The 24644-nt window shown below is 52.6% G+C and carries 24 protein-coding genes, 1 tRNA gene, 1 pseudogene and 1 riboswitch; of the genes and pseudogenes, 13 read left to right on the forward strand and 13 right to left on the reverse strand.

Translation table 11 applies throughout. The features are described 5' to 3' along the window. Together KP703_RS13465 and KP703_RS13470 are read right to left on the reverse strand one after the other, a co-directional pair. Positions 1–206, reverse strand: a 206-nt coding sequence (locus tag KP703_RS13465) for a transposase (protein WP_215755316.1), incomplete at its 3' end; no start/stop codon positions are given. Between the two features lie 21 nt (positions 207–227). After that, positions 228–527 carry a hypothetical protein gene (locus tag KP703_RS13470; protein ID WP_215755317.1) on the reverse strand — a complete coding sequence of 100 codons (300 nt, stop codon included), beginning with the start codon at positions 525–527 and terminating at the stop codon, positions 228–230. Positions 528–720: 193 nt separating this feature from the next. Between KP703_RS13470 and KP703_RS13475 the strand changes: the two genes are divergently transcribed. Beyond that, a complete protein-coding gene (locus KP703_RS13475) occupies positions 721–1338 on the forward strand; it encodes a recombinase family protein (RefSeq protein WP_215755318.1) in 618 nt (205 codons plus the stop codon). Positions 1339–1619: 281 nt separating this feature from the next. On the opposite strand, the gene KP703_RS13480 is transcribed toward KP703_RS13475, so the two are convergent. Beyond that, positions 1620–2159: a Dps family protein gene (locus KP703_RS13480; protein WP_062142458.1), complete on the reverse strand. Its 540-nt coding sequence runs from the start codon at positions 2157–2159 to the stop codon at positions 1620–1622. 365 nt (positions 2160–2524) lie between these two features. Beyond that, a complete protein-coding gene (locus tag KP703_RS13485; RefSeq protein WP_215755319.1) occupies positions 2525–2767 on the reverse strand; it encodes a bacterioferritin-associated ferredoxin in 243 nt (80 codons plus the stop codon). A 1082-nt stretch (positions 2768–3849) separates the two neighbouring features. On the opposite strand from KP703_RS13485, the gene KP703_RS13490 reads away from it, so the two are divergent. Both KP703_RS13490 and KP703_RS13495 read left to right on the forward strand, forming a co-directional pair. Beyond that, the gene (locus KP703_RS13490; protein ID WP_215755320.1) at positions 3850–4398 is read left to right on the forward strand and encodes a winged helix-turn-helix domain-containing protein; all 549 of its coding nucleotides are present in this window, start codon (positions 3850–3852) and stop codon (positions 4396–4398) included. Position 4399: 1 nt separating this feature from the next. Then, positions 4400–4828 (forward strand): hypothetical protein, encoded by a 429-nt coding sequence (locus KP703_RS13495; RefSeq protein ID WP_215755321.1) that lies wholly within the window; start codon positions 4400–4402, stop codon positions 4826–4828. Positions 4829–5066: 238 nt separating this feature from the next. On the opposite strand, the pseudogene KP703_RS13500 reads toward KP703_RS13495, so the two are convergent. Continuing rightward, a pseudogene (locus tag KP703_RS13500) lies at positions 5067–6078 on the reverse strand (IS5 family transposase). A 117-nt stretch (positions 6079–6195) separates the two neighbouring features. Between KP703_RS13500 and KP703_RS15955 the strand changes: the two are divergent. Beyond that, complete coding sequence (locus tag KP703_RS15955) at positions 6196–6393, forward strand: tyrosine-type recombinase/integrase (protein WP_215755322.1); 198 nt, start codon at positions 6196–6198, stop codon at positions 6391–6393. A gap of 53 nt (positions 6394–6446) precedes the next feature. Here KP703_RS15955 and KP703_RS13510 read toward each other — a convergent pair. Next, positions 6447–6523 (reverse strand) — tRNA-Arg (locus KP703_RS13510). Positions 6524–6680: 157 nt separating this feature from the next. Continuing rightward, positions 6681–8108, reverse strand: a complete 1428-nt coding sequence (locus KP703_RS13515) for a glycosyltransferase family 39 protein (protein ID WP_215755323.1) — start codon at positions 8106–8108, stop codon at positions 6681–6683. 246 nt (positions 8109–8354) lie between these two features. Here KP703_RS13515 and KP703_RS13520 point away from each other — a divergent pair, with 246 nt between their 5' ends. Together KP703_RS13520 and KP703_RS13525 are read left to right on the forward strand one after the other, a co-directional pair. Beyond that, a complete protein-coding gene (locus KP703_RS13520; protein WP_062144267.1) occupies positions 8355–8807 on the forward strand; it encodes a hypothetical protein in 453 nt (150 codons plus the stop codon). A 9-nt stretch (positions 8808–8816) separates the two neighbouring features. Beyond that, complete coding sequence (locus KP703_RS13525; protein WP_215755324.1) at positions 8817–9368, forward strand: GAF domain-containing protein; 552 nt, start codon at positions 8817–8819, stop codon at positions 9366–9368. Positions 9369–9377: 9 nt separating this feature from the next. On the opposite strand, the gene KP703_RS13530 is transcribed toward KP703_RS13525, so the two are convergent. Beyond that, positions 9378–9629 carry a hypothetical protein gene (locus KP703_RS13530; protein WP_062273948.1) on the reverse strand — a complete coding sequence of 84 codons (252 nt, stop codon included), beginning with the start codon at positions 9627–9629 and terminating at the stop codon, positions 9378–9380. Positions 9630–9828: 199 nt separating this feature from the next. Between KP703_RS13530 and KP703_RS13535 the strand changes: the two genes are divergently transcribed. Further along, on the forward strand, positions 9829–10233 hold the full coding sequence (locus KP703_RS13535; RefSeq protein WP_062144258.1) for a hypothetical protein: 405 nt from the start codon (positions 9829–9831) through the stop codon (positions 10231–10233). A gap of 61 nt (positions 10234–10294) precedes the next feature. Further along, a complete protein-coding gene (locus KP703_RS13540; RefSeq protein ID WP_063907787.1) occupies positions 10295–10642 on the forward strand; it encodes a DUF3147 family protein in 348 nt (115 codons plus the stop codon). 5 nt (positions 10643–10647) lie between these two features. Here KP703_RS13540 and KP703_RS13545 read toward each other — a convergent pair whose 3' ends face one another. Next, the gene (locus KP703_RS13545; RefSeq protein ID WP_215755325.1) at positions 10648–11277 is read right to left on the reverse strand and encodes a recombinase family protein; all 630 of its coding nucleotides are present in this window, start codon (positions 11275–11277) and stop codon (positions 10648–10650) included. 194 nt (positions 11278–11471) lie between these two features. Here KP703_RS13545 and KP703_RS13550 point away from each other — a divergent pair, with 194 nt between their 5' ends. Beyond that, entirely contained in the window at positions 11472–13322 is a 1851-nt protein-coding gene (locus tag KP703_RS13550; protein ID WP_215755326.1) for a Hint domain-containing protein, read from the forward strand. A gap of 86 nt (positions 13323–13408) precedes the next feature. Here the strand turns inward: KP703_RS13550 and KP703_RS13555 are convergent, their stop codons facing one another. After that, positions 13409–14350 carry a LysR family transcriptional regulator gene (locus KP703_RS13555; protein ID WP_252354090.1) on the reverse strand — a complete coding sequence of 314 codons (942 nt, stop codon included), beginning with the start codon at positions 14348–14350 and terminating at the stop codon, positions 13409–13411. Between the two features lie 321 nt (positions 14351–14671). Here KP703_RS13555 and KP703_RS13560 point away from each other — a divergent pair, with 321 nt between their 5' ends. After that, positions 14672–17218 carry a Hint domain-containing protein gene (locus KP703_RS13560; RefSeq protein ID WP_215755327.1) on the forward strand — a complete coding sequence of 849 codons (2547 nt, stop codon included), beginning with the start codon at positions 14672–14674 and terminating at the stop codon, positions 17216–17218. A 404-nt stretch (positions 17219–17622) separates the two neighbouring features. Beyond that, positions 17623–20058, forward strand: a complete 2436-nt coding sequence (locus KP703_RS13565) for a Hint domain-containing protein (RefSeq protein ID WP_215755328.1) — start codon at positions 17623–17625, stop codon at positions 20056–20058. Positions 20059–20134: 76 nt separating this feature from the next. Here KP703_RS13565 and KP703_RS13570 read toward each other — a convergent pair whose 3' ends face one another. Further along, positions 20135–20341 (reverse strand): hypothetical protein, encoded by a 207-nt coding sequence (locus KP703_RS13570; RefSeq protein WP_215755329.1) that lies wholly within the window; start codon positions 20339–20341, stop codon positions 20135–20137. A 173-nt stretch (positions 20342–20514) separates the two neighbouring features. On the opposite strand from KP703_RS13570, the gene KP703_RS15960 reads away from it, so the two are divergent. Then, on the forward strand, positions 20515–22752 hold the full coding sequence (locus KP703_RS15960; protein ID WP_215755330.1) for a Hint domain-containing protein: 2238 nt from the start codon (positions 20515–20517) through the stop codon (positions 22750–22752). Between the two features lie 277 nt (positions 22753–23029). Continuing rightward, positions 23030–23449 carry a hypothetical protein gene (locus KP703_RS15730; RefSeq protein WP_252354091.1) on the forward strand — a complete coding sequence of 140 codons (420 nt, stop codon included), beginning with the start codon at positions 23030–23032 and terminating at the stop codon, positions 23447–23449. A gap of 79 nt (positions 23450–23528) precedes the next feature. Here KP703_RS15730 and KP703_RS13585 read toward each other — a convergent pair whose 3' ends face one another. Continuing rightward, positions 23529–23972: a CHRD domain-containing protein gene (locus KP703_RS13585; RefSeq protein WP_062144252.1), complete on the reverse strand. Its 444-nt coding sequence runs from the start codon at positions 23970–23972 to the stop codon at positions 23529–23531. A gap of 117 nt (positions 23973–24089) precedes the next feature. After that, the gene (locus KP703_RS13590) at positions 24090–24278 is read right to left on the reverse strand and encodes a hypothetical protein (protein WP_215755331.1); all 189 of its coding nucleotides are present in this window, start codon (positions 24276–24278) and stop codon (positions 24090–24092) included. 123 nt (positions 24279–24401) lie between these two features. Then, positions 24402–24614: riboswitch (cobalamin riboswitch) on the forward strand. Positions 24615–24644 lie beyond the last annotated feature (30 nt).

Here is a 24644-nt window from a genome sequence, read left to right on the forward strand (position 1 = left end):
AGCTGGGCCGCTCGCCACCACGGCCCCAGTTCAGCGGGGATGCTCCGCCATTTCGCGCCATTCTCATGGCGCCAGAAAATTGCTGCTATCGTACGCTGCAGATCATGGGGCGGCGTCTTGCCCCTTGGGCGAACCGCCTCAATCAGAGGTTCCCAGATCGCCCATGTCTCGTCCGTAAAGGTGCCTGTTCTGTCTCCTTCTTCCATCCCTACAATATGGGAAGAAATTCAAGATCTAACAGGCCCTAGTTTTAGAGTGGCGCCATCACTGAGATTAACAGCACCAAAATTGTTGGTACTACTTGCACCTCCATCGAACGTAACTGTTCCAGAGCCGATAATATTTAGAGTGCCGCTTTGCACCCACCCATTGTTACCGGCCGAAAGAGTAATAACAGGGTTATTATCGGAATTTATTTCAACTGTATCTCCGGAAGAAGGAGGATAAGAAGTTGAGATACCATCTTTCAGCCAGTTTGTACCATCACCCCAATTTGTAGATGTACCGCCCATCCAAGTATAGGACATTATCTTAAATCCTGATTTATGAGAATTTCCGATAATTAACATTCTTAAATGGAGTTTATGTTTTCTATTGATTTAATAATGCTTAACGAGTTAATAATTAATTGGTCTTTAACGATGCGGACGTGCGGAGTCGCGTTCGCATAAATCAGGATTTAAAAAAATAATAATCTCTTTTATGTGACGATATAAGCTCATGAAGGAACGTGATATTCGTAGAAAAATTGGTTACGCACGAGTTAGTACGATTGGACAAACCCTTGATACACAATTAGAAACCTTGAAAAATTATGGATGCGAAAAGATTTTCTGTGAAAAAGTCAGTGGTGCGAATGCGCAACGTGATCAGCTTCGCAAAATGGTCAGAAGTCTCAAAAAAGAGGATACGGTGATAGTTACGAGAATTGACCGACTTGCAAGAAGTACCTTTGACCTTTTCGCAATTGTTCATGAAATTACTAAAAAGGGTTCCCATTTTTATTCTCTGGCAGAGCCGTGGGCCGATACGAATACCAGCACGGGGCGACTTATGCTGGCCGTTTTAGCTGGTCTTGCAGATGTTGAGCGCGACCTGATCCGAACGCGGACGGCGGAAGGTCGGGCCAGAGCCATTGAGCAAGGCAAGCGTATGGGGCGGCCTCCCAAAATAACCACGCAGGAAAAGCAAGACGTGATCAGGCGTCGATTAAGGGGAGAACCTTTGAAATCTGTGGCAAAAGATTTTGGAATTAGTGTAGCTACGGTTTCGCGGCTTACAATCGCAGCCGCCTGTGTGCAGGCAGAAAAAAAGGAAAAGGCACTTTCCAGCTATTGAAAGCGACGTTTCCGCCAGGGGCGATCGGAGCTTTTCGCTGAAAGCATTGACACCTAAAAACTATTTTTATGAAAATATAAAAAAGTACAAAAAATGAAATTTTTCAGACAAAATTTTTAAAAAAATCCATGATCAAAAAAGATTAATTCCAAACTTTTTAAGGATCATCTTATTTATGAGAGGTTTTCTTCAGAAATATCTTTTTTGAAAGATCATTATAGAAACTTTCTAAACGAAACCGGCGCCTTTGCAGATAACTGAAAAAACGCCGGAGCTGTTATTTAGTCGTTTTTACCAAACGCCGGACGGGTGGCTTCAAACAGGAACCACGTGCGGCGTTCCGTCTCATCAATCCAGTTTTCCAGCAGGCTGGCAGTCGCCACATCGTTGGCGTCATCACACACGGCATGCACTTTGCGCATCCGGGTCGTCAGCGCCAGATTGTCGTCGCGCAGTTCGGCCAGCATATCTTCCGGCGTCACATACAGCGCATCGTTGTCCAGCACCTGCGTGCGGCGGGAAATCTCACCAATGGAATGCAGCGTCGTGCCACCAATCTTGCGGGCACGTTCGGCCATCGGGTCTGTCATGGCAAAAATCTGCGCGCTCTGTTCGTCCAGCAGCAGATGGTAGTCGCGGAAGTGGCGACCGCTCATATGCCAGTGGAAATTCTTCGTCTTGACGTACAGCGCAAACACATCGGCCAGCGTATCGGCCAGACCTGCCGCAACTTCCTTCACAGCATCGGCCTTCAGGTCGGTCGGTGTGCCAAGATATTCGCGGATATGAGCTTCTTTCGCAGTCGGAGCTGTTTTCGGCATGAATCTCGTCCTTGTTTGCTCAGGCGCTACAGATGCAGCGTTCTGTTGTTACAAATGACGTGGGAAGGCAAAAGTTCCGTTACAAGCCACATGGAGCCAGCCATGCTCTTTACGCAGACGGCCCTAACATCCTTGCGCCACAGCCCACAGCCCACAGCCCACAGCCTGAGGCCATGCATGTGATTTGGTAGGGAGAAGGGAAGGGGGGCGACGAATGCCCAGCACAACGGAGCGGCCAAAGCACCCGTTCACGCTGTCAGGCAGTTATCAGAGTGTTTTTGAGCGCGGCGATGTCATGCCGCCGCAACGTGCCTGCAAGGCGAAAAGCCAAAGCTGACAGGCACGATAAGCCCGAAGTAATCCGATCAGGCGCTCAGCGCTTCGGACTGGACTGCAACCGGCAGGCAGGCTGCATGGGCAACAGTTTCGGCAGCCTGACGCTGACGCATCCGCACTTCCTTCAACATGCACACCACACCGGGCACGCAGTTCCCGCACTGCGCCTTGCAGCGCTTGGAGGCGTAAATTTCACTGGGGCGGGTAGCGCCATGCGCCACGGCTGATTCGACGTCTTTGTGAGTCAGGCTGTTGCAAGAGCAGATGACCATTCAGAAAGCCCCTATCTCTGATGAGAGATACCCTAAAAAGCACGAATGAGAACCATTCGCAATACCTTTTCGCAAAAACAGTATCCACAAATGTGCAACGCCCAGCTGCGGCCAGCGCGGGAAGCGGACACCAAGAAGAGAACAGCGCAGAAGGGCGCAGGCGACCGCAGTCTCTTCACTACCAGAGCCGGCCCAAAACAGCCTGTCAGATGCACAAAAACCTCATCTTAACTCATTGTTTTAATTGGTAATTTTAAGGAATTGGCGGGACCGAAAGGAATGACATTATTTGCTTTTCCTCAATGGGTTACACTGTCTAGCATTATTGTATTAGATTCCATCAAGTCAGCCTTTTGAGGGAGAGCTGTCTAGCAAATTTCTTGATCTATCTTTTTATTGAGGAGGGAAATATGCGAGCTATGAATATTTTGCATATCTCGCGAAGCTCTAAATATTTTCTATATAAATATCAGTACGTTAGAAGCGATTGACCAACAAGCATTAAAAAATTATCATTCTAAAAATAAACTATATAAAGGCGTTAGCCTGCATGCTAACATTGGAGCAACTTAAGGCTGCAAAGATTCTAAGGGATCTGAAAAGCATGCCATTGTCAGATGAAGAGGGGTGTGTTGCGCAAACCAGCCTTTTGAGGTGTTTCTATTATACTAAGGAATGGGCGGAATGCGTAGAACGCCTCCCTTGGGGACGTCGACGTGGTACCATTGGGCGTAATTTATCAGAGCGCGGTCGGATAATGGGAGCTGTTTATGATTTTGCAGAAGGAGTGCCTCTGAGTCAGTTCCCTCGTGCAGTGGGAACGACAATGGACCCCCCTTTTAAAAGAATGCAGCCTCGTCCCCCATATACAGATGGATTAGAAAATATTGGACGTGTCGCATATTTACGAACAGATAAAACTAGAACCTTTGGTTTTTTTGGAGGGGTTAACGTTTTTGTCGCAGTTTGTATGCGTTCAACTGCCGTTTTGAAAACTACCCCTAGAGAAAAGGGTTTGCAAGAGTATGCAGTCTGCGGGAAGAGGGTAATAGCCCTAATTAGGAGGTTAAAGAGTGACCAAGTTGATGCAGTCTCTGATTTCGACAGACTCGTCTCTGGCTGATGCTCTGAGTTCAAAACCTGAAACAGAGGTATCTGTTGTTGAAGGTGTACCTAACCATGAAACACTGAATGCTGCTCTTTTGGCCTGTATAGCGGAATTTGGATACTCAGATGAAGACATTGAGGTTGATACCGAAGCGTTAGCTATCTCGCGTCTTGCAAACCAATTTCGAGGACAAATACTGGAACTGATAGCTCATCGACAAATCGGTGTCAGAGAATTAGCGCGCAAATTAGACGTCAAACCTCCTACGGTGTCGAAATTTTTGAATTCAAATAAGGATACTAAATTGTCATCTTGGGCTGTTGTAGCTCATGCTCTTAATGCTGAATTTAAAGTATCATTACAGGACCATTTTTCTTGTTCATTTTTTGCATGGCCAGAAATGCAACAATCGTCAGAAACAAAAAATGAGTGTAATGGTATTGCTAATGAAAAAAATGATCCTGTTGTCTGGAGTTCTACGGAGATGATAGATCAAAACCATTATCTGAACGCGAATAAATAACATGCCAAGAATTATATATGCAGAAGCAATTTTTGCTGAGGATGTAAGGCAAGAAGTAGGGAGATATTCCCTCATGGGTATTGTGGAGGGAGGAATTAAGATTGATCCAAACCTCCCTCTATTCTTAGAAAAACTTGTCATTCAAATTGGGTTGTTGGTTTCATTCGATATAGATTCTGGTGAAGATTATTCCCCAATTATAGAGATAATATCATCTAATGGAGCGATAAGCTCTCATCCAATACCATGGCCGCCTCCGGTTAAGGAAAATATTAAAATGAGTCATTATCCCAAGCGTGTTGGATTAAATGTAAGGTTTAAAGATTTTTCAGTTGGAAAATCCGGAACTATTATTGTTAAATTATCCGTTGGTACTGATAGTGTTTGTATAGGATCGTTGGAATGCTGGCCCATTTCAGATAATTCCTGAATAATAAAATTTCCTTTTTCTTCCAGCCTCTTTCCTGCGATGCTGTCTAGCAATCGGCCCACTAAAATTGCAGGCCGATTGCCGCAGGATTAGCCTGCCTGCACCTGGAGGGATCGAAGAACCGTTGGTTGATGCGGCTTTGTCCTGATTTTTGAGTTTTGGTGTGCTGATTGATGGTTGCCATGATGGTTTCTGACCTGCGTTTTGAGCAGATCTGGGAAGATCACCCGCTGGATTGCTATGCTGCTGCGCTGATCCGCTCCAGGAAGAGGAAGCGGCGCATATTATAGACGATATTGGCCAGCCCGATCCTCATTGTGGCCCCGGTGATACCCACTATTCGGATAAACAGCCCGGTCTGTGACTTCTGTTCAGCAAAGACATGCTCGACACGCGATCGGATGACCGATTTTCCAGCATTTGATTTCCGGATATGTCGGGGCATCGGTTTGAGATGCGGCTTTTTCCTGTGGACCTTCGAGACGAACCCCTGCTTGTCCATGAAATCTTCATTGGCCTTTGAGCGATAGGCCGTGTCTGCCCAGACCGTTGAAGCCGTATTGGTTTTATCCAACACGCCTTCGCGCAGCTTGGCACCATCGGTTGTTTTCCATTTGCGGATCAACCGAAACTTCCGGTCGATGGAGACGTGGGATTTGTAGCCAAAGAACGGGATGGCGAGATCCGTTGCGGGGATCGTCCCGTCATCCTGCCGTTTTGCTTTCGTGAATTTCAACGTCCAGCGCGCAAGACGGTCCTTGTGGGATAGTTTGGACGGCTTGTCCTGCCAGTCTTGTGGGAGCCACCACCAGTGTTGCGTCCAGGATCTGGCCTGACATCGGCAGATAGCCTGCGTTGCACAGGGTTGTATCAAAGCGATTGAATAGCCCATCGATCGCACCTGCCTGGGTCAGACGCTCGCGAAATAGCCAGATGGTTTTGGCATCAGGCACGCGGTCCGACAGGTCCAGACCAAGGAAGCGCATGAAGGAGAGACGGTCGTTGATCAGGTATTCTGTCCGCTTATCAGACAAATTGTTCAACGTCTGGATCATGAGGATCTTGAACATTAGCACCGGGTCTAATGGTGGTCGCCCGCCTTTGCTCCCGTCTGAATAGGCCAGTGCCTTGTCCAGTTCCGGGCGGAACACCTCAAACTCTACAGTTCGGGAAAACGCTTCGAGTTGGTCACCCAGACCGCTCAATCGCGCAAGCCGCTCCTCAACATCAAAGAAACACGACTGCTTCATCCCCCCAATCAAGGCGAAAGATATCGAATCACAGAGAGAGGCCCAAAACCAGAGGGTTTTTCGAACCTTCCAACTCTGGCATGGCAAAGGCCAGATGTATCTGAGGCGCACCTGCCGATGCGCTGCTCACCCCACGGCTTGCGCAAAGCGGCCGGACGCCGGCTGGCTGAGGCAGGATGCACACCGCATCAGATTGCTTCCATTCTCGGCCACAAAACCTTGTCGGAAACCATGCGCTACACCCAGTCAGCCAGGCAGAAAACCTTGGCTCAGCAGGCCATCGGAAAATACAACAAATTGTCTAGCAGAAAATGAGAAGTGTCTAGCATCGCCAATTTGCGGCGGAAAACTGCGATTTTCTGGGAGATTGGTGGACCCGAGAGGATTCGAACCTCCGGCCTTCAGATTCGGAATCTGACGATCTATCCAACTGATCTACGGGTCCTTGGGCTCCTCCCTAGCGCAAAGGCAGGGGGGTTGCCAAGCCTGTATTGCGGGGGAGGGGTAAATTCCCTGCCTAACCGCCACAAACAGGCCCGAACGTGCCCTGCAAAGCCTCGGCAGATAACCTCGAATCAGCGAGCTCTTTCGCCCTTCTGCTCTTAGTCCCGGTAAAATAAATCAAACCGGTCCCCTTTGGAGACCAACGCACATCCGTCACACGCCCCCGCGTCTTTATCGCGGATAACCAGCGTATGCGGTTTGCTCTCATCTGGGCCAATATGGATGGCGGTTGGCGGGACAGGCAGGTAGGTGAGCAGCGCAGCATAGTCGTCCTGCTCAATCACGCCCTCCTTTTGCACATTGGTCATCGGCATCCAGGCCGCGGCTTGAAGCTGATAATAGAAAGCCGGAAGTTCAAGAGCCTTCGTCCGCTGCCAGGATGTGGAAAAGGACATCACAAAAAACACCGCCGCCAGGCCACCAGCCACTGTTTTCAACGCAGGCCGCAGTTGCGCAAAGGCGTAGGTCATCAGCACGCAGAGTATCGGGTAAGCTGGAAATGTGTACCAGAACAGGCGCGTCTTTGCGGCGGTAAACATCCCAAAAACAGAGAGTACCGCCACGCCCAGAATCAGCATTTCGGCTTTGAGCGCGCTCGGTATGCCAAAGCGAAACCGGGCCGCTCGCAACTGCGGCCACCAGCAAGCCGCTCCAAAGGCCAGCGTCAGAAATCCAAGCTGCCAGAGCAGATCAGGATAATCGTGCACAAAGCTCGTTATATAAAAAGAAGGAGGGTTATGGTGCCCTTCAATCTGTATGCCTGTTCGTTTGAGCAGGTCGTATGTCACCATACGTTGCGGAAATTTTGGACCATCCTCATAGATCCGCACCCCAACCCACAGCAGGATGGGGGCCAGACCACACAGCATGCCCTTAAATGGCAGGCGAATGGACCGCTCCGTCAGCACACACGTCAGCGCCAGCGGCGGAAGCAGTGTCAGGGCATGCCAGCTTTTGCTCAGAAAACACAAGGCGGCCATTATGCACGCAAGACAGAAGGACAGGCTGGTGCGCTTCAGGCACAGCAGGATGCAGAACAGGTAAAACGTGCAGTAAAGCGCATCCGCATCCACCACACGAAAACTGTGGGCGGTAAGAGCCTGTGACCAGATGGAAAAAAGCGTGATGGCGTAAAGCCCTTCCACGCGTGAGAATTTGCGTGCCGCAAACTGGTAAAGCCCCAGAACAATCGCCACAAATCCCAGCAGGGAGGGGAGGCGTGCCGCCATCAGTCCCTTACCAAATAGCTTGACGGACAGAATAATCGGCAAAAAACTCAAAACCGGCTTCAGGTTCCAGTAATCTTTCTTGCCCTGCCAGTAATTGACCACATAGTCATGCCGGAAAAGCATCTCATAAGCCGAGCCAATATGCCGGGCTTCATCCCACGCTTCTATGCGCTGAGAGCTGATATGGTAAAACTCGGGGATGAGAATCAGGCCAAACAAAACAATGGCGAAGGAACGATACAGAAAAGAGCCAAGACGTCCCCTGTTCTGTGCCAGTAAAGGCGGCTCATAAGACATGGAAAAAGACGACCTGCTCAAAAGAAAAGGGGGTAACCAAAAGAACTGCACCCTGTCTTAAGTCTTTCAAGCCCCTTCAGGCAACAAGCAACACCATCTCAGCCGCCTGGTAATGCACCTCCCCGCAGTCAGCCTCCTGGCATCCCCTCACCCAACGCAGAGCAGCCCGCCCTTGCCGCGTGCTGATGTCTGTCCTTATTCTGTCTCCCTCACTGCCGTTTGGCAGATACCAAGAGGACCAAGCCTATGCTGAAACTTCGCCCTGTCTTTCTGGCCCTGACCGGCTGTCTCGCTCTGTCCGCGGCTCTGCCGCAGGCGCACGCGGCGCAGGCTCCCACGTCCGGCGTGCTGACGGTGCCAGCCGGTCCTGCCCCGATGACAGCAGCCACCGCAGCGCCCGGCGTGCTGGATTATGATGGCATTCCCACGGTGGAACATGCGTCGGCGGAAAACGTTGGCGGTCTGATGTATTATTGTGACGCCCATAAACTGGTGACGGACACCACCGTTCGCACCCTCGGTCGCCAGCTTGCTAGCCGCGAGGGCATTCGCACCAACCCGGCTTACGCATGGGGCGGGCAGGGGCGTCTGATGCTCAGCCCGACCGTGATGTTTGACATCACAACCCTCAACCGGGACCAGCAGGAAGCTGTTTGCAGCCGCTCCGCTCTGCGCGGCCCGGCGCTGCTGGCTCAGTAAGCGCACACCATGAGCGCCCCGGCCCATCGCCTCACCCCGGAAGATCTGCTTTCCGCCGCCACCGGTCTGCTGGCGGCGGAGCAGGACCCTCTGGCCAATATGGCTAATCTGGCCGCCCTTATTTTTGAGGCGCTGCCAGATCTCAACTGGGCCGGGTTCTACCTCTACCGTCCGCACGCAACAGCACAGGCCACGCTGTTCACGCTGGCCTCCGCTGTACCGTCCGGACAGACAGAGGCGTCCGCGTCACCGGGCGAGCTGGTCCTCGGCCCTTTTCAGGGCCGCGTGGCCTGCACGCGCATTGCGATGGGGAAGGGGGTTTGTGGCACCGCCGCCCAGACCCGCACCACCCAGCGCGTGGCGGATGTGCATGCGTTCCCTGGCCATATTGCGTGTGATGCCGCTTCGGCGTCTGAAATCGTCATTCCGCTGGTCGCACAGGGCCACCTGCTCGGCGTGCTGGATCTCGACAGCCCGCGCAAAAATCGGTTTTCTCCCGCAGATCAAACTCTTCTGGAAACGCTGGTCACAACGTTCCTCGCAACACTGCCCGCCGCCTGACGTCGGCTTTCAGGCAAAGCATTGGTCGGTGGTTTCATCCGGGTTTTTCTCGGTTTTGTCAGAGGATGCGCCGTCCGGTTCATGCGTGTCTGTGTGAGCCGTCCCGGCGTTCCCTGAGGCCGTGGTGCCTGACGTCTGTGCAGCAGCCTCAGTCTCCGGGCGCTCAGCCCGTTTGGAGCGGGGGTTCAAAATACCCCGGGAAAAGCGAGACCCATGCAGGAAACCAGAGCCTGCGCGACTGGTGTCAAAGGGGCGTCTCATAACGGCCTCCTTATTTTTTTCATTTTGTTGTCTTTTAAATATGGGGTGCCGCACCGCTGAATAAAAGGGCACCGTCAAAGAAAGACCTGTTCTTCTGCGCAAAGGGGACGCAAGCGGGCGCACATTGTCTCCGCAGCACTCTTTCGATACATTTACAGGGAAATCTGCCTCATTATCTGGCAGAAGAAAGGAAATAGAGATGCGTCGATTGATCACTCTGAGCGTTCTTGCCGCTCTGGCTGGCACAACAGTTACCGCCGCACAGGCGGAACCGGGCGGCTGCCTGAAATACGGGGCTGTGGGCGCTGTGGGCGGCCATGTCGCCAATCATGGCGTTCTGGGTGCCGTGGGTGGCTGCGTCACCGGCATGTATCGCCGCCACGTCTATCGTAAGGAAGCCAAGCAGAAGGCTGCTCTGTATGATCAGGAGCATCCCGGCGCAAAAGGCACCTACGCCCAGAAGGCCACAGCGTATGATGTGGAACATTCTACCCAGCCCGGCAAACTGACGTCCGAAGGCGCCCCGCAGAACGGCGCACAGCCCGGCCAGATGCCGCCGCAGGGGCAAGCTGCTCAGCCCCGGCAGGGCGACACCCACCTCTAAAATCTGCCAGCCCCTCCGTCAGCTTTTCAGCAGGCGGAGGGGTTCTGCACCGGAAAGAATGATGTTTTTCTGGCTCAAGGCCCTTCTCTCCGGGCTGACCATTGCTCTGGTCTCCACGCTCGCCCGCCGCTACCCCGGCCTTGGCGCGCTGGTGGCCTCTCTCCCCCTTATTTCCGTCTTTGGGATGATCTGGCTCTGGCTGGAAACCAAAGACCCCGCCCGCATGGAAGCCCATGTGGGGGCCACGTTCTGGTACGTGCTGCCATCCCTGCCCATGTTCCTGCTCATCCCGTGGATCATGCGGCATGGCGTGCCCTTCTGGCTGGCATTAGGCGCCGGCTGCGGCGTCACCATCCTGCTCTATCTGGGCATGGTCTGGCTCGCCCCCAAAATCGGTATTCAGATGTAGGGGCGTTAGCATGGAGGGTGCCGGCCTCTTTTTTTGATTTTGGTAATATCTGGCTGATAACACCCCTGAGCGCGCGCAATACGAGAGACGGTGCTGTTATCAATTCCAAAGCTTTCAGCAATGGATTGCAGGGACTCCCCTATTTGTCGCCGGTGGATAATGCTTTGCCGCTGATCCTCCGTAATCCGGCGCGGTCGCCCCATCCGCTTCCCTTGCTCTATAGCTCTTGCGCGGCCTTCTGCCGTGCGGGTGCGGATTAAATCCCGTTCTACATCCGCCAATCCCCCCAGAACAGCGAGCATAAGCCGCCCTGTGCTAGTATTGGTATTAGTCCAGGGTTCGCCCAGAGAGTAAAACGTGGCCTTTTGGTCTGTAATCGTCTTCACAATAGAAAAAAGGTCAAAGGTGCTGCGGGCCAGTCTGTCCAGACGTGTGACCACAACCATCTGCCCTTCTTTCAGGTTGTCCAGCAATCTCCTTAACTCTTTTCGCTCCGTATCGGCCCCGCTCGCTTTTTCACAATAAATGCGACGGCATCCGTATTCTTTGAGCTTTTTTATCTGAATATCCAAAGTCTGGTCTACCGTGCTTACACGCGCATAACCGACTTTATAACCTGATTTTTGAGAACTCATCACGCATTAGTCACGCAAAAAAGTGCGGGGATTTTTTGTGAAACTCCTGATTTAAACAAAGGCAAACAGATGGACTTGTTTCAACTGACTGTAGAGCTGATTACTATAACGCTCAAGATATCAGTGCAACAAAAATGTAAAAAATGTACATTTTTAATTCCACGAGCTCCTTTGCTTAAATCAGGAGTTAGGAAATGGCGCATTACAACCAATCAGCGGGTAATGTAAATTACGATATCACCACAAACTACGGATTTTTGGGTTCCCGAGCGGAGGTTACTATAACATACAAAGATCCTAACTCTGACGAGAAGACCACTCTTTTTGACGAAGATATCCCGAATGGAAACGCCATTGTTGAAGATAAAACAGTTTTTTCCATTCTGGGTGGGGGAACTTATGTCACACTTCCGGGAACAACGAGCGAGCTAGATTTTGGTGCAACATTTTTAAGTAAGCTGGCATTTTATATAGGCGGCACTACCGCCATCAACGTGGGTGGCAGTGCGTTTTCAGGCTCAACGCTCAATGTCTTTGGTGGGGATGCGACTTTAACGGGTGGTGCGGTAGGGAGCGGCTTTAGCAGCAACACCGTTAACATCGGCTATGGCGGAAAATTCAATACCGGCAACACGTTTCTGAGCTTCCTGTCAGGAACAACGATCAATTTTACGGATGGTGGCGGCACTCTGGTTGTTAACGGCGGTTCCAGCTTTATCGACCTTAGCGGCAAAACCTCTATCAATAATTATAATCCCGCTGATGATACGATCGAGCTCCAGAACCAGACTGCGATTATAGATCGGTATTCAATTTCTTATAATTCGAATGGTTCAGTGACCGTCAAACTTTATTCAGGCAATGAAGCAGTTGGTTCCTATACGGCCAACTTGGCAGATGGTGTCACTCTTCCAGTCGGTGATTTTTACGTTGACGAAGGTGAAAACCCGCTTAAAATTACCTATGATGGGCAGAATACCTATATTGGCGTCTGCTTTCTGGCAGGCTCAATGATTCGTACTCCAGATGGAGACTGCGCTGTAGAAAATATCCAGATTGGTGACGAGGTTGTCACATTTGACTGGAAAAGCAATACGGATCGCGTCAGTCCCGTCGTCTGGGTAGGGAAGGCGCATGTGTCTGTCCGGCCTGATCTGCCAGACGATGAAGCCGGTTATCCCGTACGCGTTCTTAAAAATGCCGTTGCGGAGGGTGTGCCTTATAAAGATATGCTGATTACAGCAGAGCATTGCCTGTTTTTTGAAAACAGGTTCGTCCCGGTGCGCATGCTGGTAAATGGTGTCTCCATTTTCTATGATAAATCAATCATGTCTTATGACTACTATCATGTGGAAACAGAGCGTCATTCTGTAATTACAGCCGATGGTATGCTGACAGAAAGCTATCTGGATACAGGGAACCGCCGTTCGTTCCGACAGGATGGAAAAGTCGTCGGTCTGCGTGGTGCAATCAGAAATTGGGTAGAGGATGCTGCTGCTCCGTTGGGTGTCGATCGCTCTTTTGCAGAGCCTGTGTTCCGTGCTCTGGATGAGCGGAAACATAAGGTTGAAACCATTCAGAAAGAAACAAAAATCCGGGATATGACCAATGATCCTGACCTGCATCTTATTACAGAAACAGGCGCGATTATTCGCCCTATTCGTCGCATGGGCGGCCAATACAGTTTTATGGTGCCGTCTCATACAAAGTCGGTGCGCATCATGTCTCGTGTTAGCAGACCCTCTGACGTAATCGGTCCCTTTGTGGATGATCGCCGTTATCTGGGCGTTGCCGTGACGGATATCTGTCTGTTGTCTGCCAGAAGCCAGTACGCCCTCATCTCCCATGTGCAGGTAGAAAAGCCAGAAGGCTGGTATTTAACCGACGGGAGTGGGTCTATCTGGACAAATGGGGCTGCATTACTGCCTGTGGGTGATCATCTGGAGTCTGATAAAGTCAGCCTCTTATCCATAACGATTCTTGAAAATAACTCTTATTTTCTGAATGAATCGGAAAAAAAAGAAAACAGGAAAAATTTGGCCTGATGGTGTGAGGCTTTTTGCCTTATGGTGCTTCGGGGAAGAGATAAAAGCATTATGGGGGCGCTTTATGTGCCCCCATTTCTAAAATATTATTTCGAGAAAATTTTTAAAATCTTTTCCGAAATAAAGTCACTTGCATATTGCGCCGCCGGGCTCAGGTGTGTGTCGCGCAGCCAGACCATTCCACTCTCAAGGTGCAATTCAGGTAAAAACCGCAAATGTGTCTCCGGGTCGACAACCTCGCGCCCAAGAGACTTAAGCATACTAAACGGAAGAAGCGTGAAGGCATCTGAAATATCGACAAGTTTTTTGGACCCGAGAGGCGAGTTGATTTCAATACGGCGCGGGGGCAGGCGTAGCCCCCTGGCAGCCAGAATGGAATCAAATCGGTCTCGCATGGCCATACCGGGTACAGGAATAACCCATGTGGCGGATGCAAATTCCTCCCACCGTTCCAGAACATCCGGCACGGAATGGATAGAGGTCATGCTCGCAACAACATAATGCTCACTGGCCAGCTTTTTCGTCGCCAGGCGCGGGTGATCTGTAATATCAGAGAGATTCACGAAGATAAAATCGTACAAATTCTCTTGCAGACCGGCCAGAAGATGGTGGCGTGCTGCATATTCGAGCGTCAAATTCAGATTCGGATGTTCTTTTTTTAATTTTGCAACACTGCGCGCAATGGTTTCCTGTAACATTGGAGTCTGAAAACCGATTTTTACATTATCGTGAAAGCTTTCTTCCAACAGCGTAAAATCCGCCATCAGATTTTTCAGTTCGGCGTCAATCCGCCTGCCTGAAATCATAAAACGCTCGCATAAGGGCGTCGGCAGAAATCCAGCTGCCGTACGCGCAAAAAGCTGAACCCCCAGAATACCTTCCAGTTCGCGGCAGGCTTTTGAAACCGCCGCAGGGGTAATATTCAGGCGTTCTGCCGCCAAACGAATGCTTTTTGTACAAGAAAGTGTTTCAACCAGCCGAAAATAACGCAATTTCATATGCGTACGCAGATCGGGAAACTTCGCCAACTCACATACTCCTCAAGAATCAAGAGTGTCTTCAGGTTGTGAGTGGTTTTCAGAAAAAATCGTCTCCCTCACCTAACCTCTGTTTCGGCTATTTATCTCACAAAACAAAAAACAGAACATTACAGAGAAGGGGTTCCATTATTAAATTTTGATTAGGAAAACTAAACGGTTTAAAGGGGCTAACCTTTTTTTGATTGTGTTTGCTTAAAAAAAACAATACGGTTTGTGGCGTTAAGAAGGAAATTCGGTCGAATCTGCCGGGTAAAAGAACAGATTCCGTGAGTATCGCGAGTCGTTCTCTAAAATGAGAAGGATAGAATAATGACTTCTGTTACCAGCAATATATTGTATCTTGATAATTATGTCACAGGAACAAATAATCTTCCCGGTGGTAGCTATAACGGAAGCTCTTTTTCGGCCGTTGTTATTCAGAGTGGCGGCACTTACGGGGGCACTCACAACGTTCTTTCTGGCGGGGAGATCGACCTTTATAATCACGGCGTCCTGGATGCCGGGACCGTCCTCAATGGCGGCACCATTTCATCCTTTAATAATATCTCCGGTAATTTTCCCTTTACGTGGGGAAGCTCCGGGGGGACGCTGGTTCTGGCAGCGGGTGCAATCGATGCGCAGGAAGCCCCTCTGGCAGGCAGCGCTAACATCATCATTGATTCCGGCGCTACTCTGAGCAAAGCCACACTTCAGTCTGGCAACAGCATTACGGTCAGCGGTGGTGGGTACTTGTCCAACACTACGGTTGTTTCCGGTGCCACAGCCATCTTCTCCGCCGGGGCGAATGAAAGCGGCATCACGCTTAATGGCGGCACCATCAGCGCCTATAATTCCCCGCCGTACTTCACATGGGGGAGCGGCGGCGGCAAGTTGGTTCTCGGCAGCGGCGCCGTGGATACTGGCGAAAAGCCTCTTGCTGGCATTGCCACGATTGTTGTTGAATCAGGGGCCACTCTCTCATCCGCCACGCTTCAGTCTGGCAACAGCATTACGGTCAGCGGTGGTGGCTCCTTGTCCAACACTACGGTTGTTTCTGGTGCCACAGCCATCTTCTCCGCCGGGGCGAATGAACGCGGCATCACGCTTAATGGCGGCACCATCAGCGCCTATAATTCCCCGCCGTACTTCACATGGGGGAGCGGCGGCGGCTGGTTGGTTCTCGGCAGCGGTGCCGTGGATACTGGCGAAAAGCCTCTCGCTGGCAATGCCACGATCGTTGTTGAATCAGGAGCCACACTTTCCACTGTCACGCTTCAGTCCGGCAACAGCCTTGGCATCAGTGCTGGTGGGCAAATTGGTACTGCGGTCGTGTCCAGCGGGGCGGGGCTTGGCGTTGCCGGTTCGCTCAGTTCAGCATCCGTAGTGGGCGGTGGTCGGGTTGATGTCACCTCCGGCGGCAGCCTTGGCGCAACAACGGTCTCCAGCGGCGGCACTGTTGATATCTCTGCGGGTGGCCTCATTTCCGGCACGGTGACCGTGCAAAACGGCGCTTCTGTCGTTATTGGCACCAATGCTGGTGGTGTTGTTGATCTGCAGGGTGATACCAACGGCGGTCTGGTTATTTCCGGCCTGACATCCGGCGGCACAGTGAACACGGTCATCAGCGGGTTCAACGGTACGGCTGCTGGTAATTCCGACAGTATCGAACTGGCTGGTCTGAAATCTGCGGATGTCGCGTCCGTCACCTATCCGTCTTCGGATCAGGTCGCCCTTGCGCTGACCAATGGTGGCACAGTCACGCTGAACATTCCGGGTGTAGAAAGCCAGGGGTTTAGCCTGACAGATGGCGCTGATGGCTGGCTGGATTACGAAGTCTGCTTCCTGTCCGGCAGCATGATCCAGACGCCGAACGGTGAGGTTGCGGTTGAAACCCTGCGTCTGGGTGATGATGTCACAGCCTATGTTGACGGTATGCCGCAGTCCCGCCGCGTCGTCTGGGCTGGCAAATCCCACGCTACCGTACGTCCGCATCTGGAGCTTGCTGAAGCGGGTTACCCGGTTCGTATTCTCAAAGATGCCATCTCTCACGGCGTGCCTTACAAGGATATGCTGATCACGCCAGAACATTGCCTGTTCTTCGATGGTCGTTTCGTTCCGGCCCGCATGCTGGTGAATGGCGCATCCATTTTCTATGATACGTCGATCACGTCCTATGACTACTTCCATGTGGAAACAGAGCAGCATTCTGTTCTGTGTGCCGACGGCATGCTGACGGAAAGCTATCTGGACACGGGCAACCGTCGCACCTTCCGTCAGGATGGTTCTGTGCTGTCTCTGGGCGCAGGGCGTCGGGAGTGGGCGGCAGATGCTGCTGTGCCGCTGTGCGTCGAGCGTGCCTTTGTGGAACCGCTGTTCCACGCTCTGGCCGCACGTGCAGACGAAGTTTCCGACAATCAGGTTTCGGTGAATGCCGTTGCTCTGACAAGGGAACCTGATTTGCATCTGGTTACGCAAACAGGCGCGATTATTCGCCCGGCACACCGTAACGGCGCAGAGTATCGCTTCATGCTGCCGCCGGGTGTCACGTCCGTCCGTATTGTTTCCCGTGCCAGCCGCCCGAGCGATGTCGTCGGTCCGTATGTGGATGATCGCCGGATGCTGGGTGTCGCGATTGCCGATGTTCAGCTGATCACGGCACAGAAAAAGCACAGTGTCAGTACGCATCAGCAGGCGGAAAAGCTGGAAGGCTGGTATGCCGCCGATACGGCGCCCGTCTGGACAAACGGTAATGCACATCTAACGCTTCCTGCTCTGGCGCAGAATGCCATGAGCATGCTGTCTCTGGATGTCTGTGCCGCTGGCCCTTACCCGCTGGCAGACCAGACAGACGCGGAAACAACGGCCTGTTCTGCCTGACCATAGTCAGCAGTTTAAGCGGTAAAGCGAGAAGGGGTGGTTCTGCCAAAAGGCAGAGCGGCCCCTTTTTTATTTTTTAAGCGTACATCATTGTTTTCGCACCCTTAATGGTGGGGCGCGGGAGCAAAATGCGAAAGGTTCTGAAAACCTGTTCCATAGGAAGGCGATTCTGGTGGTTCTGATATGATCTGGCGGCTTTTATCCGGTTTGGTTTGTTTTTTCACGACCCGATCAATGCGTTCTAAAACAGCTTCAAAAATAGGAATACGTGAGTTAAGCGCCATTTATTTTGTCTAATAAGCGAGATCAACCAAACGGTTTACGCATAACAACCATTATTCGATTTTCTTTGTTGGAAAAAAAATACCACTAAGTTCTAGTTTAAGTTTACATTGAGGGAAAATATGACAAAAGTTACAAATGGCACGATTGTGACTATCTCCAATGGTCAAGTGAGTTCCGGTATTACTGTAGATAATTATGGTACGCTTGTCGTTGCAGGCGGTGGCACGGCGAGCTCAACGACTGTTGGGAGCAACGGTGGCGTTGCCCTTTCAGGGTCTGCTATCGGCACAACCGTGAGTGGGGCAGGCGTACTTGAAATCGGCAGTGGCGGTGTCGCAACAAGCACCACAGTTACGAGTGGGAAGGCGTTCGTTGATGCCGGTGGTACGCTGAATTCAACCACGGTAGATAATTACGGCACGCTTGTTGTTGCAGGCGGTGGCACGGCGAGTTCAACGACTGTTGGAAGCAACGGTGGCGTTGCCCTTTCAGGGTCTGCTATCGGCACAACCGTGAGTGGGGCAGGCGTACTTGAAATCGGCAGTGGCGGTGTCGCAACAAGCACCACAGTTACGAGTGGGCAGGTGTTCGTTGATGCCGGTGGTACGCTGAATTCAACTACGGTTTATGGTCCGTCTGTCAACGGGAGTGGCTCATCTGTTCCGAGTGTGGTCGTTTCTGCTGGTGGAAATGCTGTATCAACCGTGCTGTCCAGCGGCGGTAATCTGGATGTTTATGGGACTGTAGTAGACACAACGGTTAACGGTGGTGCGACAGAAACTGTTCTTGCCGGCGGTCTGGCATCTGGAACAATTGCTGACAATGGCGGCGTAATTAATATTCAGTCTGGCGGTCAGACCTATTACACCACAGCCGGCAGCGGCGGTGTGATCAATGTCGCGTCGGGTGGGTCCACATGGTATGCCGTGATTGATGGCGGGACACTCAACCTTTCTGGTGGCGGTAATGGTGAGACCGGTGCTTTCGTCACAAACAGCACAACCTTTACGTCCAACGGCGGCACGGTAAATCTGGACAGCGGATATAGCGAAAACCGCACATGGACCGTTCCCGCAGCTGTCACCATGAACGTGACGAGCGGCGCGACACTGAGCAACGCTGTTGTCTCTTCCGGCGGTGATGTCACTGTCGCCAGTGGCGGCGTGCTTGCCGGCACAGTGACGGTGCAGGATGGCGGTTCTGCTGTTATTGGCCCCAACGCAGGCGGCGTTATTGACCTGCAGGGTGATACCAACGGCGGCCTGGTCATTTCCGGCCTGACATCAGGCGGCACGGTCAGCACGGTTATCAGTGGGTTCAGCGGCACAGCAGCTGGCAATTCTGACAGCATTGAACTGTCTGGCGTGAAGTCTGCGGATGTTTCTTCCGTCACCTATCCGTCTGCGGATCAGGTCGCGCTGACGCTTAAAAACGGCGGTGTCGTCACCCTGAACATTCCGGGGGTTGAGAGCAAGGGCTTCAGCCTGACAGACGGTAAAGATGGCTGGCTGGATTATGAAGTCTGCTTCCTGTCCGGCAGCATGATCCAGACCCCGAACGGTGAGGTTGCTGTTGAAGCCCTCCGTCTGGGTGATGATGTTACGGCCTATGTTAACGGCATGCCGCAGTCCCGCCGCGTTGTCTGGGCTGGTAAGTCCCATGCCACAGTGCGCCCGCACCTGTCTGCCGATGAAGCAGGCTATCCGGTCCGCATTCTCAAAAATGCCATTGCTGAAGGCGTGCCTTACAAAGACATGCTGATCACCCCGGAACATTGCCTGTTCTTCTACGGTCGTTTCGTGCCGGCCCGTATGCTGGTGAATGGGTCTTCCATTTTCTATGATACGTCCATCACGTCCTATGACTACTTCCACGTGGAAACAGAGGAACACTCCGTTCTCCGGGCAGATGGCATGCTGACGGAAAGCTATCTGGACACGGGCAACCGTCGCACCTTCCGTCAGGATGGTTCCGTGCTATCTCTGGGCGCAGGGCGTCAGGACTGGGCGACAGACGCAGCCGTCCCGCTGTGCGTCGAGCGTGCCTTTGTGGAACCGCTGTTTCACACTCTGGCGGCACGTGCAGACGCTCCGGTTAGCTCTGCCGACATCACAACAAACCCGGACCTGCATCTGGTGACCCAGAGCGGCGCTCTTATCCGCCCTGTGTATCACCAGAATGCGCAGTATCGCTTCATGCTGCCGCCGGGTGTGACCTCTGTGCGCATCGTCTCCCGTGCCAGCCGTCCAAGCGATACGGTTGGTCCGTATGTGGATGACCGCCGGATGCTGGGTGTGGCCATTGCGGATATCGACCTGATCACGGTGGAACAGAAGAGCAGCATTACCGCGCATCTGCAGACGGAAAAGCCCTCCGGCTGGTATGATGGGGAAGCTGGCAATGCTGGTCCTGTCTGGACAAATGGTGACGCATACCTGCCGCTGCCAGCTCTGGCACGGAACGCCATGAGCATGCTGTCTCTGGATGTCTGCGCCGCCGGGCCTTATCTGCTGGCAGACCAGACAGAAGCGGAAACAGCGGCCCGTTCTGCCTGACCATTGTCAGCAGTTTAAGCGGTAAAGCGAGAAGAGGTGGTTCTGCCAAAAGGCAGAGCTGCCCCTTTTTTATTTTTTAAGCGTAAATCATTGTTTTCGCAGCCTTGATGGTGGGGCGCGGGAGCAAAATGCGAAAGGTTCTGAAAACCTGTTCCATAAGCAGGCGATTCTGGCGGTTCTGATATGAGCTGGCGGCTTTTATACGGTTTGGTTTGTTTTTCGCGACCCGATCAATGCGTTCTAAAATAGCTTCAAAAATAGAAATACGTGAGTTAAGCGCCATTTATTTTGTCTAATAAATGAGATCAACTAAACGGTTTACGCATAACAACCATTATTTGATTTCCTTTGTTTGAAAAAAAATACCATTACGTCATAGTTTAAGGTTTCATCGAGAGAAAAGAAAATATGACAAAAGTTACAAATGGCACGATTGTGACTATCTCCAATGGTTAAGTGAGTTCCGGTATTACTGTAGATAATTATGGTACGCTTGTTGTTGCAGGCGGTGGCACGGCGAGCTCAACGACTGTTGGGAGCAACGGTGGCGTTGCCCTTTCAGGTTCTGCTATCGGCACAACCGTGAGTGCAGCGGGCGTCCTTGAAATCGGCAGTGGCGGTGTCGCAACAAGCACCACAGTTACGAGTGGGAAGGCGTTCGTTGATGCCGGTGGTACGCTGAATTCAACCACGGTAAATAATTACGGCACGCTTGTTGTTGCAGGCGGTGGCACGGCGAGTTCAACGACTGTTGGAAGCAACGGTGGCGTTGCCCTTTCAGGTTCTGCTATCGGTACAACCGTGAGTGCAGCGGGCGTCCTTGAAATCGGCAGTGGCGGTGTCGCAACAAGCACGACAGTTACGAGTGGGCAGGTGTTCGTTGATGCCGGTGGCACACTGAATTCAGCCACGGTTTATGGTCCGTCTGTCAACGGGAATGGCTCCTCTGTTCCGAGTGTGGTCGTTTCTGCTGGCGGAACAGCCGGTAACGCGTTGATTGGTAAAGGTGGAACCGTTGATGCTCAGAGTGGCTCGACTATTTTGAATGCCTATGCTTTCAGCAGTGGTGTACTGAGCGCAGCCTCTGGTGCTGTCATTAGTGGCGCGACGGTTACCACCGGCGCATCAATTATTGCTGATGCAGCAACTATCCTGACAGGCACAATTATAAACGAAGCCACTATCTCAGGCGGCGTGCTGTCCGGATCTGGTACAGCAGAAATCACGTCTTCTGGCGCAGTTTTTGCCAACCAGACAATCGGCAGTGGTGCATCTGCAACTCTTCTCGCCCATGGGTCAGGAAGTAATTTGGTCATCAGTGGCGGAACGCTGGATTTATATACAAACAATACATCTTATACGACTATTGTTGGCTCTGGTGGTAATTTTATTCTGGAGTCTGGCGTAGTCTTTAATGCCACCAGTGGAAATTACCCAGCCAACGGAAATACGATTACCGTCAACTCGGGTGCTGTTCTCTCTGCCTCGCATATTTCTTCTGGTGGTACGATAAACGTTCAGGGTGGCGTTGTATCCCGCACGGTGGTCGATGGTGGAACGCTCAATATTTACACACCGACCGGCGGAACAAATAATACAACCTTCACGTCAAATGGCGGCGTTGTTAATCTGGAGCCTGGATTTGAAGATACCAGAACTTGGACAGTTTCCAATAATGTTACCTTCAATGTTCTGAGTGGTGTTGCGATCTCTACTCCCACAATTCAGAATGGTGGTACTGTGGATGTTGTTTCCGGCGGTAAGATAGCAGGGCAGGCTGTTGTCTCTTCGGGCGGCACATTGGTTGTAAACGGTACTGTTGGTAGCAATAGCATCCTGCTATCTGGTGACGGTGCACATCTGGTTATCAGCGGTACGACGATGCCGACGAATACCATTTCGGGTTGGTCGCCCTCCGATACGATCGAACTTGCTTCCATTCCCCAGGCAAGTGTTACCAGTGTCAGCACAACTGCCAGCGGCATCACCTTTCACACCACCGGTGGTACATACTCGCTAAACGTGCCAGGCGCGAATAGCTACGGCTATAACTTGTCGTCTGACAGTAATGGCGGACTGATCTATACGACGTGCTTTGCAGAAGGCACCGCGATCACAACCCCTGAGGGTGAGGCCGCTGTCGAAACACTTGTGCCGGGCACGCTGGTCATGACGCCAAAGGGAGCCATGCCCGTCAAATGGCTGGGTCATCGCTCCATTACAGTGTCCAGCCAGCCTGTGCCGGAAGAAAACTGGCTGGTTCGCATTCGCGAGGGTGCCTTGGCCGACGGCATGCCGTCCCGTGATCTTCTGGTGACGCAGGAGCACTGCATGGTCTTCGAGGGCAAGCTGGTTCCTGCCCGTATGCTGGTCAATGGTGCATCGATCCTGATTGATCGCACGATCAACAGCTATACCTACTATCATGTGGAACTGGAGAGCCATGAAGCAGTCTGGGCTGAAAACGCACTGACCGAGAGCTATCTGGACACGGGGAACCGTAGCCAGTTCGACAATCACACCGTAACCGCGATCTTCGGTGGTTCGAAGGCTGGTGGTTCGAAAACGCTGCCGCTTGAGACGTCGCGTGCCTTTGTCGAGCCGATTTATGCACGCATTGCAGAGCGCGCTGGCGGCGTTGCCCACCAGCCTGAACTGAGCACCGATCCGGATATGCATCTGNTTCCTGATTGATCGCACGATCAACAGCTATACCTACTATCATGTAGAGCTGGAGAGCCATGAAGCAGTCTGGGCTGAAAACGCACTGACCGAGAGCTATCTGGACACGGGGAACCGTAGCCAGTTCGACAATCACACCGTAACCGCGATCTTCGGTGGTTCGAAGGCTGGTGGTTCGAAAACGCTGCCGCTTGAGACGTCGCGTGCCTTTGTCGAGCCGATTTATGCACGCATTGCAGAGCGCGCTGGCGGCGTTGCCCACCAGCCTGAACTGAGCACCGATCCGGATATGCATCTGGTTACCAACTTTGGTCAGATCATCCGGCCGCTCCGGCAGGCGAATGACCGTGTCATGTTCATGCTTCCAGCGAATGTCACGACAGTTCGTCTGGTATCGCGGGCCAGCCGCCCGACGGATACGGTCGGCCCGTTTGTGGATGATCGCCGGATGCTGGGTGTCGCCATTGCCTCTGTACAACTCATCACGGCTGACCAGACGCACAGCATCAGCACCCACCTGCAGGCGGACAAACCGGCCGGCTGGTATGCGACGGATACATCTCACGCCTGGACGGACGGCAATGCGTCTCTGCCACTGCCTGCTCTGGCCAAAAAAGCCATGAGCATGCTGTGCTTGGAAGTTTGCGCTGCCGGTCCTTACCGTCTGGCAGATCAGGCTGAAGGGAAAACAGTCGCGCAGTCTGCATGACGCAACAGGGGGCAGTCCTGCACACACGCAGGCTGCCCCCACATTAAGGCCGTGCCATCAAATAGTGCCGCGCTACGGACTATTCACTCTTCCCCAACCACGCCCGCGCCTCACCATTCGGATATTTCTGGGTATGCAGGTTCAGGTAAATACGCCCATCCAGCAAATCCCGCTCCGTCTCCGTGCTCAGCATCACACTGCCACTCAGCGGGCTTTTATACGGGCCGTGCACCGTCACTTCCGGCGGCCCATCCTTGCCGGGCAGGGCAGGGCCGTGCAGATGCGCAATCGTCACCGGGCCACTCAGCCCGTCCCATGTCACGGTATAGCGCAGCACATGCGCCCCGGCGTAATAGAGCGCCACCACATTCCCGTGCACCTGCGCAGGCGCACCATGCTCGGGTGCCAGGGTGCCAGAAAACAGCATGCTACGCTGGGCCTGTGCCGGGGCGATGAACGCTCCTGCCGCCAGCAGGCCAGCAGCCAGCGCCATACTCAAAACCGGTTTGCGGGGCAGGGTCATCACGGCAGGGTCCTCATCACGTCAGAAAGCACGCTGCATCCGGAACGCCGGATGCCATCACCTGCCTGAAACGCTCAGGATAAAAGGCCGTTGCCTCCGCTCACAGAATGTGAACGGTTATTCAAAATCCCGTATCACGCCCTCATGGTCCAGCGGGCGGTCTGGTGTGCGGCTAAAATGCACACGCGGCTGCGTGCCATCCGCCTTTATTTTCTGGCGCAACGTGGCCAGCCAGCGTTCCGTCGCGGCCTCCCGCTGCACAGAGGAAGAGGAAATTTCTGGTCCGGGACGGGAAGACTGAGGCATCATCTTGCTCACAAGCAGAAGGATTTCACGCCTCCTTCCTACACCGGCCAGCCCCTGCCAGCACGTGACGTTTTTTTGAAATCAAGGCACCCATACCCTTGACCCACCCAAAGCCCATCCCCTACCTCTGCGACTGTCGAAGGTCTCGCGCAAGCGAGTGAAAAGGGAACGCTGAAGGATCCGGCTGGGCATACAGGTCCGGGGTTCAGGCAGCGGCTGCCCCCGCAACTGTAAACGGTGCGCTGATGCATCACGCCACTGGCCCCATAACGGCTGGGAAGGCGCGTCAGACAATCCCCGTGAGCCAGGAGACCTGCCTTCGTCGCTCAGTCATGATAGCCGGACGGGGTGAGCCGGATATCGGGG

This window comes from Acetobacter sp. P5B1 (assembly GCF_018811985.1).
Taxonomy (GTDB): Bacteria; Pseudomonadota; Alphaproteobacteria; order Acetobacterales; family Acetobacteraceae; genus Acetobacter; species Acetobacter cerevisiae.

What these genes read in the sequence shown, in the direction of transcription:
- KP703_RS13585 (WP_062144252.1), bottom strand. Translation starts at nt 23,972, where the DNA reads ATGACCCTGCCCCGCAAACCGGTTTTGAGTATGGCGCTGGCTGCTGGC.
- KP703_RS13480 (WP_062142458.1), bottom strand. Translation starts at nt 2,159, where the DNA reads ATGCCGAAAACAGCTCCGACTGCGAAAGAAGCTCATATCCGCGAATAT.
- KP703_RS13590 (WP_215755331.1), bottom strand. Translation starts at nt 24,278, where the DNA reads ATGCCTCAGTCTTCCCGTCCCGGACCAGAAATTTCCTCTTCCTCTGTG.
- KP703_RS15955 (WP_215755322.1), top strand. Translation starts at nt 6,196, where the DNA reads ATGCGCTGCTCACCCCACGGCTTGCGCAAAGCGGCCGGACGCCGGCTG.
- KP703_RS13565 (WP_215755328.1), top strand. Translation starts at nt 17,623, where the DNA reads ATGACAAAAGTTACAAATGGCACGATTGTGACTATCTCCAATGGTCAA.
- KP703_RS13495 (WP_215755321.1), top strand. Translation starts at nt 4,400, where the DNA reads ATGCCAAGAATTATATATGCAGAAGCAATTTTTGCTGAGGATGTAAGG.
- KP703_RS13475 (WP_215755318.1), top strand. Translation starts at nt 721, where the DNA reads ATGAAGGAACGTGATATTCGTAGAAAAATTGGTTACGCACGAGTTAGT.
- KP703_RS13520 (WP_062144267.1), top strand. Translation starts at nt 8,355, where the DNA reads ATGCTGAAACTTCGCCCTGTCTTTCTGGCCCTGACCGGCTGTCTCGCT.
- KP703_RS13485 (WP_215755319.1), bottom strand. Translation starts at nt 2,767, where the DNA reads ATGGTCATCTGCTCTTGCAACAGCCTGACTCACAAAGACGTCGAATCA.
- KP703_RS13570 (WP_215755329.1), bottom strand. Translation starts at nt 20,341, where the DNA reads ATGGCGCTTAACTCACGTATTTCTATTTTTGAAGCTATTTTAGAACGC.
- KP703_RS13525 (WP_215755324.1), top strand. Translation starts at nt 8,817, where the DNA reads ATGAGCGCCCCGGCCCATCGCCTCACCCCGGAAGATCTGCTTTCCGCC.
- KP703_RS15730 (WP_252354091.1), top strand. Translation starts at nt 23,030, where the DNA reads ATGCATCTGGTTACCAACTTTGGTCAGATCATCCGGCCGCTCCGGCAG.
- KP703_RS13535 (WP_062144258.1), top strand. Translation starts at nt 9,829, where the DNA reads ATGCGTCGATTGATCACTCTGAGCGTTCTTGCCGCTCTGGCTGGCACA.
- KP703_RS13545 (WP_215755325.1), bottom strand. Translation starts at nt 11,277, where the DNA reads ATGAGTTCTCAAAAATCAGGTTATAAAGTCGGTTATGCGCGTGTAAGC.
- KP703_RS13560 (WP_215755327.1), top strand. Translation starts at nt 14,672, where the DNA reads ATGACTTCTGTTACCAGCAATATATTGTATCTTGATAATTATGTCACA.
- KP703_RS13530 (WP_062273948.1), bottom strand. Translation starts at nt 9,629, where the DNA reads ATGAGACGCCCCTTTGACACCAGTCGCGCAGGCTCTGGTTTCCTGCAT.
- KP703_RS13550 (WP_215755326.1), top strand. Translation starts at nt 11,472, where the DNA reads ATGGCGCATTACAACCAATCAGCGGGTAATGTAAATTACGATATCACC.
- KP703_RS13540 (WP_063907787.1), top strand. Translation starts at nt 10,295, where the DNA reads ATGTTTTTCTGGCTCAAGGCCCTTCTCTCCGGGCTGACCATTGCTCTG.
- KP703_RS13470 (WP_215755317.1), bottom strand. Translation starts at nt 527, where the DNA reads ATGTCCTATACTTGGATGGGCGGTACATCTACAAATTGGGGTGATGGT.
- KP703_RS13515 (WP_215755323.1), bottom strand. Translation starts at nt 8,108, where the DNA reads ATGTCTTATGAGCCGCCTTTACTGGCACAGAACAGGGGACGTCTTGGC.